12 protein-coding genes are annotated in these 12064 nt (G+C 33.0%); 10 read left to right on the forward strand and 2 right to left on the reverse strand.

Annotation, left to right across the window (positions count from 1 at the left end; all coding sequences use genetic code 11):
• Positions 1-38 precede the first annotated feature (38 nt).
• Positions 39-422 carry a BlaI/MecI/CopY family transcriptional regulator gene (locus QO190_RS02570; protein WP_371461292.1) on the reverse strand — a complete coding sequence of 128 codons (384 nt, stop codon included), beginning with the start codon at positions 420-422 and terminating at the stop codon, positions 39-41.
• 41 nt (positions 423-463) lie between these two features.
• On the reverse strand, positions 464-1072 hold the full coding sequence (locus tag QO190_RS02575; RefSeq protein ID WP_371461291.1) for a phosphatase PAP2 family protein: 609 nt from the start codon (positions 1070-1072) through the stop codon (positions 464-466).
• A 174-nt stretch (positions 1073-1246) separates the two neighbouring features.
• Here QO190_RS02575 and pdhA point away from each other — a divergent pair, with 174 nt between their 5' ends.
• The 10 genes from pdhA (at position 1247) to QO190_RS02625 (ending at position 12060) form a co-directional block, all read left to right on the forward strand.
• Positions 1247-2248 carry a pyruvate dehydrogenase (acetyl-transferring) E1 component subunit alpha gene (pdhA, locus tag QO190_RS02580; protein WP_104793718.1) on the forward strand — a complete coding sequence of 334 codons (1002 nt, stop codon included), beginning with the start codon at positions 1247-1249 and terminating at the stop codon, positions 2246-2248.
• 96 nt (positions 2249-2344) lie between these two features.
• Complete coding sequence (locus QO190_RS02585) at positions 2345-3958, forward strand: 2-oxo acid dehydrogenase subunit E2 (RefSeq protein WP_371461289.1); 1614 nt, start codon at positions 2345-2347, stop codon at positions 3956-3958.
• A 386-nt stretch (positions 3959-4344) separates the two neighbouring features.
• Positions 4345-5010 (forward strand): ABC transporter ATP-binding protein, encoded by a 666-nt coding sequence (locus tag QO190_RS02590; RefSeq protein ID WP_069798382.1) that lies wholly within the window; start codon positions 4345-4347, stop codon positions 5008-5010.
• A 51-nt stretch (positions 5011-5061) separates the two neighbouring features.
• Entirely contained in the window at positions 5062-5739 is a 678-nt protein-coding gene (gene radC / locus QO190_RS02595) for a DNA repair protein RadC (protein WP_371461288.1), read from the forward strand.
• Positions 5736-6632, forward strand: coding sequence for a hypothetical protein (locus QO190_RS02600; RefSeq protein ID WP_371461287.1), 897 nt, complete (start codon positions 5736-5738; stop codon positions 6630-6632). Before radC ends, QO190_RS02600 begins: the two co-directional genes overlap by 4 nt.
• A 35-nt stretch (positions 6633-6667) precedes the next feature.
• Positions 6668-7177, forward strand: a complete 510-nt coding sequence (locus QO190_RS02605) for a hypothetical protein (RefSeq protein ID WP_371461286.1) — start codon at positions 6668-6670, stop codon at positions 7175-7177.
• Between the two features lie 29 nt (positions 7178-7206).
• Complete coding sequence (locus tag QO190_RS02610; RefSeq protein ID WP_069798390.1) at positions 7207-7824, forward strand: inorganic pyrophosphatase; 618 nt, start codon at positions 7207-7209, stop codon at positions 7822-7824.
• Between the two features lie 178 nt (positions 7825-8002).
• Positions 8003-10276, forward strand: a complete 2274-nt coding sequence (locus QO190_RS02615) for a sodium-translocating pyrophosphatase (protein ID WP_371461284.1) — start codon at positions 8003-8005, stop codon at positions 10274-10276.
• Between the two features lie 93 nt (positions 10277-10369).
• Positions 10370-11455, forward strand: coding sequence for a DNA polymerase III subunit gamma/tau (dnaX, locus tag QO190_RS02620; RefSeq protein WP_069798392.1), 1086 nt, complete (start codon positions 10370-10372; stop codon positions 11453-11455).
• A gap of 236 nt (positions 11456-11691) precedes the next feature.
• The gene (locus QO190_RS02625) at positions 11692-12060 is read left to right on the forward strand and encodes a hypothetical protein (protein ID WP_371461282.1); all 369 of its coding nucleotides are present in this window, start codon (positions 11692-11694) and stop codon (positions 12058-12060) included.
• Positions 12061-12064 lie beyond the last annotated feature (4 nt).

The raw sequence follows: 12064 nt of genomic DNA on the forward strand, positions 1-12064 counted from the left end.
ATGAACTTCTCACCTATAACATCCATTATCCAACAGAATTATTTTTTCTTTTTCTTTTTCTTCTTTTTATCTTTCTCCTTTTCTTTTTCAGGAACGGAAAGCTGAACCATTCCTTCATTCATTAAGTCCACTAACAAAGCATTAGGATTATTATCGTAAAAATTCTGAATGAAGTTTTTCAACAGTGTTTTTTTATAATTTTCCTGAGTTACAGAGATTTCATATTTATGAATTCTACCTTCAGAAACAGGTTTTAGATAGTTTTTGGTAACCAAATTTTTCAAAAAAGTAGAAACGGTGTTTTGGTGTGGTTTTGGCTCTGGAAAAGCAAGCATAATGTCTTTAAGATAAGTAGGGCCAAGTTTCCAAATGATTTTCATGACTTGTTCTTCGCCAGAAGTCAAGGATTTAAGATTTTCCATATTCTTGAAATTGAATTATAAATGTAGTAAAAATTTTAAGATTATAGAAATGTCTGTATACTAAAATATAAGTAAGCTAAAGAAACTATAGTTCCGATTAATGCTCCCATTATAACTTCTTTTGGTGTATGTCTTTTCAGAATAATTCTAGAAATGGCTACAAATGATGTAAGAACGAACCAAATAATGCCCAAAATAGGATTCAAAGAAAAGAATAGCGCTGTTACAAAAACATTAAAAGCGGTGTGCATAGAACTTTTGATGAAAAAATTACTGATGTGCATAATCAGCATGAGGAAAAACAAAAAAACAATAATAAAAAGCAAATCTGTTCTTTGCTTTGTGAAATACAAAACCCCAGTATAAATAGCAATCACAATAAAGTTGAAGAGATAAAGACTATTTCTTTGTTTTCGGTCAGAAACATCCATGTTGGTGTAGTTTCCCTTTTTTACATTCCAGCTAATCCATGAAAAAATAGGAATAACTACTAACGCAATCATCAATAAAATATTGATTAAAGATTCTTCCCAAGTCATTTTTACATAAGCAAAACAAACAAAGAAGATGAGTAGCGAAAAAAGTGGATTGAGTAGGTTAGAAATTACTTTAGAAAGGAAGATAATTGCAGAAAAATTTTTCTTAGACATGGATTTATAAATGTTTTTTCAAAAATATAATATTTAAAGAAACAAATATCATCATTATTTGTGACATAAGTTTTCTTATAAACAAAAGAATTTTACTATTTTTGCATATTATTCAGAAAAATGCTCTTTAAAGGCATTTTAAATTTTGAAAAATCAACAAATTAAAACTTATCAATGAAAGAGTTTTCTAAAGAAGTTTATTTGCAATGGTATGCAGATATGACAATGTGGAGAAGGTTTGAAGACAAATGCCGTTCTCTTTATCTAAAACAAAAAATTAGAGGTTTTTTACACTTATACAATGGCCAAGAAGCTATTCCTGCAGGATTTGTACATGCGATGGATCTTACTAAAGATGCGATGATTACAGCATACAGATGTCACGTTCATCCTATGGCAATGGGAGTAGACCCTAAGAGAATTATGGCAGAATTGTGTGGTAAAGCTACAGGAACTTCTAACGGATTAGGTGGTTCTATGCACATTTTCTCAAAAGAGCATAGATTTTACGGAGGTCACGGAATTGTAGGTGGTCAGATTCCATTAGGAGCAGGTATTGCATTTGCAGATAAGTATTTTGAAAGAGGTGGAGTTACCATTTGTTATTTTGGTGATGGAGCTGTAAGACAGGGTGCTTTACACGAAACGTTTAACATGGCAATGAACTGGAAACTTCCAGTAGTTTTCGTGGTAGAAAATAACCAATATGCTATGGGAACATCAGTTTCTAGAACAGCAAACCACGAAGATATCTATAAATTAGGTTTAGGTTACGAAATGCCTTGTATGCCTGTAGATGCTATGGATCCAGAAAAAGTAGCAGAAGTAGCTTACGAAGCTGTAGAAAGAGCAAGAAGAGGAGACGGACCTACTTTCATAGAAGCTAGAACTTACAGATTCAGAGGTCACTCTATGTCAGACGCTGAACCGTATAGAACTAAAGAAGAAGTAGCTCTTAAAAAAGAAGAAGACCCAATCGTTTTAGTTAAAAACAGAATTTTAGAAAACAAATGGGCGACTGAAGAAGAATTAGAAGCTATCGAAGAAAAATCTAAAATGTTTGTAGAAGAATGCGAAGCTTTTGCAGAAGAATCTCCATATCCAAGTGCTGAAAAAGTATACGAATATGTTTATTCTGAACCAAACTATCCATTCTTAGATAAATTAGAAAATTAATTTTAAATTCATTTGAAATTTGAAATTTGAGTTTGAAATTCTTTGAGTTTTAAATCTCGAATCTCGAATCTCGAATCTCAAATCAATATAAAAATTATGGCTGAAGTAATTACAATGCCCAGACTTTCTGATACAATGACCGAGGGAAAAGTATCAAAATGGCATAAAAAAGTAGGTGATACAGTAAAAGAAGGCGATGTTTTAGCCGAAATCGAAACAGATAAAGCCGTTCAAGATTTTGAATCAGAATTTAACGGTACTCTTTTATACATTGGTACAGAAGAAGGAAGTAATTCTCCTGTAGATAGCGTTTTAGCAATTATAGGGAATGCCGGAGAAGATATTTCTGGTTTAGTTTCAGGAGGTAATTCTGCTCCTCAAGCAGAAGAAAAGAAAGAAGAAGTTGCAGTTTCTGCACCAGAAGTTTCGGCTGTTTCAGCAGAGATTCCTGCAGGTGTAGAAGTAATTACTATGCCTAGACTTTCTGATACCATGACTGAAGGAAAAGTAGCTAAATGGCACAAAAATGTAGGTGATGATGTAAAAGAAGGGGATATTCTTGCAGAAATCGAAACAGATAAAGCGGTTCAAGATTTTGAATCAGAATTTAAAGGAACTCTTCTTTACCAAGGTGTTTCAGAAGGAAATGCAACAAATGTTGATGAAATTTTAGCTATTATTGGTCCTGCTGGAACAGATGTATCTGCAATTGTTGCAGGTGGCGGAAAAGTTGCTGCTCCAGTTGCTACAGAAGCTCCAAAAGCTGAAGCCGTAACAACGGTAACGGTACCAGTTTCTACTACAACTTCTGCTGGTGGAAGAATTAATATCTCTCCTTTAGCTAAAAAAATGGCTTCAGAAAAAGGAATTGATATTTCAACTGTTAAAGGAAGTGGTGACAACGGAAGAATCGTTAAAAAAGATATTGAAAATTACCAACCAAGTGCAGCTCCAGCTCAGCAAACTGCTGCGGTTTCTACAAGCGTAGCTTCTGCTCCTGCTGCTCAAGTGGCTATGAATTTCGTTGCTGGAGAAACTACAGAAACCGTAAACTCTCAAGTAAGAAATGTAATTGCAAAAAGACTTTCTGAAAGTAAATTTACAGCACCTCACTACTATTTAATGGTAGAAATCAATATGGACAAAGCTATCGAAGCAAGAAAAGAGCTGAATAGTTTACCAGACACTAAGGTTTCTTTCAATGATATGGTGATTAAAGCTACTGCTTTAGCATTGAGAAAACACCCACAAGTAAATTCTTCTTGGGCAGGTGATAAAATTATTCACCACGGAAATATCAACGTAGGTGTAGCAGTTGCAATTCCAGATGGTTTAGTAGTTCCAGTTCTTAAAAATGCAGATTACATGAATTATAATCAAATTTCTGCATCTGTAAAAGATATGGCTTCTAGAGCGAAATCAAAAGGTCTTAAAGCGAATGAAATGGAAGGTTCTACTTTCTCTATTTCTAACCTTGGTATGTTTGGAATCGAAACCTTTACTTCGATTATTAACCAACCGAATTCTTGTATCCTTTCAGTAGGTGCAATTATTGAAAAACCAGTGGTTAAAAACGGTCAAATCGTGGTAGGAAATACTATGAAACTTTCTTTAGCTTGTGACCATAGAGTAGTAGATGGCGCTACAGGTGCACAATTCTTACAGACTCTTAAAACTTATTTAGAAAGTCCGTTGACTATGTTACTGTAAAATTTTAAAATTTTATATATTAAAAATCCTTTCATTTTTTGAAAGGATTTTTTTATTTTGGTGTATCTTGTTGTAAAATCCATTGTAATTCCCAAGTTGTTTTATAACAAGACTGTGCTTTTCGCTGCAAATTAAGGAACGAAATTCGGCAATTCCTTTCAAAACATTAAAAATATTATTGGCAATTCCTCATTCATTTACGCTCGCTTCGCTCGCGCCATTTCATTGCGGGATTTACGCTACAATCACTTACGCGAAAGTATTTTTTTATTAAATCTTTCATTTATATTTCTCTTTGAAATTATAAAAGCATCCATATTTTAAAAATTTTAAAAAATCTAAAATCTAAAATCTAAAATCTAAAATCAATTTACTATTTTTGAACTATGATTAAAGCGAAAAATATTCACAAATCTTACGGTGATTTAGAAGTTCTAAAAGGAGTAGACTTAGAAATAAAAACAGGCGAAATTGTTTCCATTGTTGGGGAATCAGGAGCTGGTAAATCTACTTTGCTACACATTCTGGGAACTTTAGATTTGCCTTCTCATATAGATAAATACGGAACAGAATTAACGATAGGTGATCAATCATTCCTAAAAATGAATGACAGAGAGATTTCTAAATTTAGAAATGAAAATATAGGATTCGTATTTCAACATCACCAGTTATTGCCAGAATTTACAGCTTTAGAAAATGTTTTGATGCCAACGAGAATTTCTGGGAAAAACGAAAAAGAATCTATGGACAAAGCATTTCTGTTGTTCGAAGAATTACATATTGCACATAGAATTCAGCATAAACCAAAAGAACTTTCTGGTGGTGAAGCGCAGCGTGTAGCTGTAGCCAGAGCTTTAATCAATTCTCCAAAAATTATTTTTGCAGACGAACCCACTGGGAATTTAGATTCTAAAAATGCAGATGCACTGCATCAACTTTTTTTTGATTTAAGAGACAGATACAATCAGACTTTTGTGATTGTAACACACAATAAAGAACTGGCAGAAAGTACCGATAGAAAATTAGTCATGAAAGACGGACTTATTTTATAAAAGAGCCAAGTAAAAAGTAAAAAGAGTCAAGTTTATCTAAAGCTAAAAAAAATGTCGATAAAATTCCTTTCTGAAGATGACAGACCAAGAGAAAAATTTCTTTTGAAGGGTAAATCTGCGCTTTCAGATTCAGAATTACTGGCGATTATTTTAGGAAGTGGAAATACAGAAGAATCTGCGGTAGAACTCGCTCAGAAAATTTTGAAAAGTGTAGATAATAATTGGCAGAATCTGAGTTTACTTTCCATAAAAGATTTGATGAAATTCAAAGGAATTGGTGAAGCAAAAGCCATTTCTATTGCTACAGCGCTGGAAATTGGCAGAAGAAAAGCATCGCAAGAAATTCCAGAAAAATTGATTATCAAAAGTTCGGAACAAGCTTATAAAATACTTTTGCCACATCTTTCTGACCTCAGAACAGAAGAGTTTTGGGTAATTTTCTTGAACCAGAAAAATCAACTGATTAAAAAAACTCAAATTTCAAAAGGCGGAATTTCTGCAACTCATGTAGATGTGAGAGTGCTCTTTAAAGAAGCTTTAGAAAATTTTTCAACGAATATTATTGTGGCGCATAATCATCCAACAGGTGTTCTAAGACCAAGCGAAGCAGATATAAGAATGACTAAAAATATTCAAAATGCTGGAGAAATTTTAGATATTAAATTGCTAGACCATATCATCATTGGCGAAAATTCATTTTACAGTTTCGCAGAAGCAGGTTTATTATGATAAAGCGACTGAAATATGAAGAAGTAGATTGGCAGAAATATCAAAATTGTTTAGAGCAGTCTGAACAATACATTTTCTTTGCCGAAAAAAAATATTTAGACCTTTTGCTTCATCAAAATTGGGAAATTCTTGTTGATGATGATTACGAAGCAGTAATGCCCATTCCTTTAGCGAAAAAATGGGGATTTACCTTTGTAGTAATGCCTTTGCAAACTCAACAATTAGGGGTTTTTTCAGAAAAAGATACTCCAGAATTAAATGAATCGTTTTTAAAATTTTTTCAGAAAAATTATAAGGTGTTTTACTATGCTTTTAACGCCAAAAATGAGTTTACAACTCTTTTAAAAACTAGGAAAAACTATAAATTATTTGCTGAAGATTACGAAAATATCAAAAAGAAATATTCTATTCACAGAAGAAGAAACGTAAGGATTACAGATGTTTTGCAGGATAAAATAAAATTTATGGAAGCCGAAAATCTGAATCATTCTGAATCTTTTTTTACTGAAAATGTGATTGGTTTTACAAATTCTTCACTGAAAAAGCGAGCTTTTGAAAATATGAAAAACTTTTTGAGCCAAAATCTTTTAAAAGTTTATGAATTGTATTTTGATGGGAAATTAGCTTCACAAGCTTATCTAATAGAATCCGAAAAAGAAGATTTTTTGGTCAATTTTATTAATGATAAGAAATTTTCAAAGCATAATTTATCGTCTATTATTCTTGACCAAATTTTCAGAAAAAACATTGAGAAAAAAGATTTTAACTTTCATGGAAGTAATATTTCTGAAATTGCAGAATTTTATAGGCGTTTTGGCTCGACAGAAGAAAATTACGCTTTCGTAGAAAACTCTAAGATTCAGTTACTTAAATCGTATTTTATTAGACAATAATTATTCCTATCTTTGCACCCTCAATTTTTCGTAAAATGAATTTTGAAAATATGCTTCCTTATGCTTTTGCATTAATCATTGCACTCCCAATAATTTTTTTATTGAGACAATTTGTTTTTACCTATATTAATCTGAAAAACAAGGAGTTAAAACTTTTAGCAGTAAAAGCAAATGGAGATTTAAAAATGCAAGCCTACGAAAGAATGACGCTTTTTTTAGAAAGAATAAAACCATCGAATTTGGTGAATAAGTTTGATAAAGACTTAGCGATTCATGAGTTTATTTATCTTTTAGAAAAGAATATTACAGAAGAATTTGAGTATAACAGTTCTCAGCAATTGTATATTTCTAGAAATTCTTGGGAGAATGTCGTAGCATCTAAGAATAATGTGATTCAGTTGATGAGAAAAACTTACGAAAGCCTTAGTAATACTGCAAGTTTACAAGATTTCAAAACCATATTTTTAATGAATTATGTAAATGGCGAAGATTTTATAGCAAATACTATAGAAGATTTAAGAAAAGATGCCATTTTATTATCTTAACTTTGTAAAAATTAGAAACAAGTATAATTATGATTCCAAATTTTAAAGCACATCCATGGCATGGAGTTTCTGCAGGAGATGATGCTCCAAATGTGGTAACTACTTTCATAGAAATAGTTCCAGCAGATACAATTAAGTATGAAGTAGACAAAAAAAGTGGATATTTAAAAGTAGACAGACCACAGAAATTTTCGAATATTATTCCAGCATTGTACGGTTTTATTCCTAGAACGTATTGCCACGAAGAAGTTAAAAAATTAGCGATTAGAGAAGGAGCAGTAGATGTTTCAGAAGGAGACCACGATCCATTGGATATTTTAGTGTTAAGTTCACACAATATTCACTCTGGAGGTTTGTTGATGGATGCGATTCCAGTTGGCGGTTTTAAAATGATTGACAAAGGAGAAGCAGATGATAAAATCGTAGCAGTAATGGTAGGAGATCAAGTATATGGTCATATCAGAGATATTTCTGAATTACCACAAGCTGAAGTCTTCAGACTAAAACATTACTTCTTAACTTACAAAAACCTTCCTTACGAAGAAGCAACTTGTAGAATAGAAGAAATATACGGAGCTGAACATGCAAAAGAAGTGATTGTAGCTTCACAAAAAGATTATTCTGACAAATTCGGGGGCATAATGTAAAAGCCGAAATTTGAGCAAATTTACAAAATCTAGCGAATATTCGCTAGATTTTTTTGTTTTATTTTCAGTACTTTACGATATAAATCATAACTTAAAAAATCTTAAATCTAAATTTGTTTTTTGTGTTATTGTTTTTACTATATTAGTCCCATCAATTGTTAACAAAAATTAATATTCTATGAATTTACTATTTTATTTAGTACCTCTTTTTGGTGTCATAGCCTTACTTTACACCTTTGTTCAAAGTTCTTGGGTAAGTAAGCAACCAGCAGGTAATGACAGAATGAAAACCATTAGTGGTCATATTGCAGATGGAGCGATGGCTTTTCTAAAAGCTGAATATCGTATCCTTACTTATTTTGTAATTGTGGTAGGTGTATTATTGGGAATTATGGGATTTAGCAATGCTAATTCTCATTGGAGTATAGGAATAGCATTTGCTGTAGGAGCAGTTTTTTCGGCAACAGCAGGTTATATAGGAATGAAAATCGCAACGAAATCAAATGTAAGAACAGCAGAAGCGGCTAAAACTTCATTAGCTCAAGCGTTGAAAGTTTCTTTTACAGGAGGTTCTGTAATGGGAATGGGAGTTGCAGGTCTTGCTGTTTTAGGTTTAGGTTCTTTATTTTTAATCATTAAACAAATTTTTGCGCCAGAAGCCAGCGTAGATTCCCACGAAATGGAAAGAGCCATCGAAATATTGACTGGTTTTTCTTTGGGAGCGGAATCTATTGCTTTATTTGCACGAGTTGGTGGTGGTATTTATACCAAAGCAGCAGATGTAGGTGCAGATTTAGTAGGAAAAGTAGAAGCGGGTATTCCTGAAGACGATCCTAGAAATCCAGCTACGATTGCGGATAATGTAGGCGATAATGTGGGAGATGTTGCAGGAATGGGAGCAGATTTATTTGGCTCTTATGTGGCTACAGTTTTAGCGACGATGGTTTTGGGTAGAGAAACTTTATCGGTAGATAATTATGGCGGTTTCGCTCCAATTCTGTTACCAATGCTTATTGCAGGAACTGGAATTGTATTTTCAATTATAGGAACTTTCTTTGTTAAAATTTCAGATAAAACAGAAGATTCTACTGCAAAAGTTCAAAAAGCATTAAACATGGGGAACTGGGGAAGTATTTTTCTAACAGCGGTTGCTTCTTATTTCTTGGTGAATTTCATTCTTCCTGAAAATATGTCTTTAAGAGGTTTTGAATTTACCAGAATGGGTGTTTTCGGAGCGATTATGGTAGGTTTAGTGGTGGGAACATTGATGTCTATCATAACTGAATATTACACAGCAATGGGAAAAAGACCTGTAACAAGTATTGTGAAACAATCTTCTACGGGACATGCAACTAACATTATTGGTGGACTTTCTGTAGGAATGGAATCTACATTATTACCAATGATTGTACTTTCTGCGGGAATTTGGGGTTCTTATCTTTGTGCAGGTTTATATGGAGTAGCTATTGCTGCTGCTGGAATGATGGCAACGACAGCCATGCAATTAGCGATTGATGCTTTTGGACCAATTGCAGACAATGCAGGTGGAATTGCAGAAATGAGTGAATTGCCAAAAAGTGTAAGAGAAAAAACAGATATTTTAGATGCAGTAGGAAACACTACTGCAGCTACAGGAAAAGGATTTGCTATTGCTTCAGCGGCACTTACAGCTTTAGCACTATTTGCAGCATTTGTAGGAATTGCAGGAATTGATGGTATTGATATTTATAAAGCAGATGTTTTATCGGGGCTTTTTATTGGGGCAATGATTCCGTTTATTTTCTCATCATTAGCGATTAATGCAGTAGGAAAAGCTGCTATGGCAATGGTAGAAGAAGTAAGAAGACAGTTCAGAGAAATTCCAGGAATTTTAGAAGGTACTGGGCAACCAGAATATGATAAATGCGTAGCTATTTCTACGGATGCTTCTATCAAAAAAATGTTATTACCAGGTTCTATTGCTATTGTTACGCCATTATTAGTTGGTTTTATTTGGGGGCCTGAAGTTTTAGGAGGCTTTTTAGCAGGAGCTACTGCAAGTGGTGTCTTACTGGGAATGTTCCAAAATAACGCAGGAGGAGCTTGGGATAATGCGAAAAAATCTTTTGAAAAAGGAGTAGATGTAAATGGAGAAACTTATTACAAAGGTTCTGAAATGCACAAAGCTTCGGTAACTGGAGATACAGTAGGTGATCCATTTAAAGATACTTCTGGACCTTCAATGAATATTTTAATTAAGTTAATGTCAATTGTTTCTTTGGTTATTGCACCTACATTGGCATCTATGTTTGCCGAAAAAATTGAAAAAGACAGACAACATAAAATAGAAACCATGATTTCTGCCTCACAAAAGAAATCTGTTTCTATGACTAATTGTAATACTGAATGTATGAAAGAATGTTCCGTTCAAGGAAAAAATTGTGAAATCGAACATTTCCAATGTTGTAAATAAAAATCTAACCGTCGTATTTTTTACGGCGGTTTTTTTTGAAAAACTTTGTCATTTTAATTTTTAAAATTTCATTTATTTCCCTATTTTTGACCAATGGAAAATTTTATCGTATCCGCAAGAAAATATCGTCCACAAGAGTTTGACACTGTTGTAGGGCAATCTCACGTTACAGATACCTTAGAACACGCCATAGAAAATAGTCAGTTGGCTCAAGCGTTGCTTTTCTGCGGACCGAGAGGTGTAGGGAAGACTACTTGTGCTAGAATTTTGGCTAGAAAAATCAACGAAAAAGATGGTTCTACCTCAGAAGACGGATTTGCGTATAATATCTTTGAATTAGATGCTGCTTCTAATAACTCAGTTGATGATATCAGAGATTTAACAGACCAAGTTCGTTTTGCTCCACAAGTTGGGAAATATAAAATTTATATTATAGACGAGGTTCACATGCTTTCTACAGCGGCATTTAATGCTTTTCTTAAAACATTAGAAGAACCACCAGCTCATGCTATTTTTATTTTAGCAACTACAGAAAAACATAAGATTATTCCTACCATTTTATCAAGATGTCAGATTTATGATTTCAAAAGAATCACCATCGAAGACATACAGGAACATCTTAGAAAAATTGCCGAAAAAGAAGGCGTAAATTATGAAGATGATGCATTGTTTTTAATTGCTCAAAAAGCAGATGGCGCATTGAGAGATGCACTTTCTATCTTCGATAGACTTACCACTTTTACTCAAAAGAATATTACACTTGCTAAAGCTGCAGAAGTTCTCAATATTCTAGATTACGATCAATATTTGAAAATTGTAGATTTAGCAAAAGAAAATAACATTCCGGGAATCCTTACCGCTTTCAATGATATTGTTAAAAAAGGTTTTGATCCACATTTATTTATTGGTGGATTGGGAAGTCATTTCCGTGATTTAATGATGGCGCAGAATGCTTCTACACTTGCTTTAATAGAAGTAGGTGAGAACACGAAGCAGAAGTTTTCTGAACAAAGCAAAAACTGGAGTGCACAGCAACTCATAGATGCTATAGAAATTTGTAATCACGCAGATATTAATTACAAAAATTCTAAAAATCCGAGATTAACGGTAGAAATCGCTTTGATGCAGTTAGCCAGTCTTACTGCTGCAAAAAGTGATGATAAAAAAAAAAGTTCTTAATTCTAGCGCCACTATTTCGTAAAAAGGAAAGCGAAAAGCCAAAGGTAGTTCCAGAAAAACCACAAGAAACTTTACCGTCAATACAAAAAACAGAAGAATCTGTTCCAAAAACTGTTCAAAAAATTACTGAACCAATTGTTAAGAAAACCATTGTTTCAGAATTTAGTATTCTTGCTACGCTCAATAAAAAAGAGGAAGAAGAAGTAGTTGTCACTCCTCAGAAAAAAGAAGAATATTTGCCAGATCATCATTTCACCGAGAAAGATTTACAAACAGAATGGCAAATTTTTCTAAATGATTTATTTATAAAAGACCAAGTCACTTATTTTGCCGTAAATACAGCAAAACTTCATAAAAAGGAAGAAAATGTTGTGGAGATTTTATATCCTTCAGATTTGGTAAAAACTGAGTTCGAGAAAATTCAAGCGCAATTTTTTAATCATTTCAAGAGAAAAGTCAATAACTACAAAATAGAAGTTTCTTACCGAGAAGACAAAAAACTCATCAAAAAACAAGAAACGAAAAGAGATATTTTCCAGAAATATGTAGAAATTAATCCTGTTTTAAAAGATTTAGATGAATTGATGAAGCTAGATTTAAGTTAAAAAT

Source organism: Cloacibacterium sp. Arc13, from assembly GCF_041431305.1.
In the GTDB taxonomy this organism is placed as follows: Bacteria; Bacteroidota; Bacteroidia; order Flavobacteriales; family Weeksellaceae; genus Cloacibacterium; species Cloacibacterium caeni_B.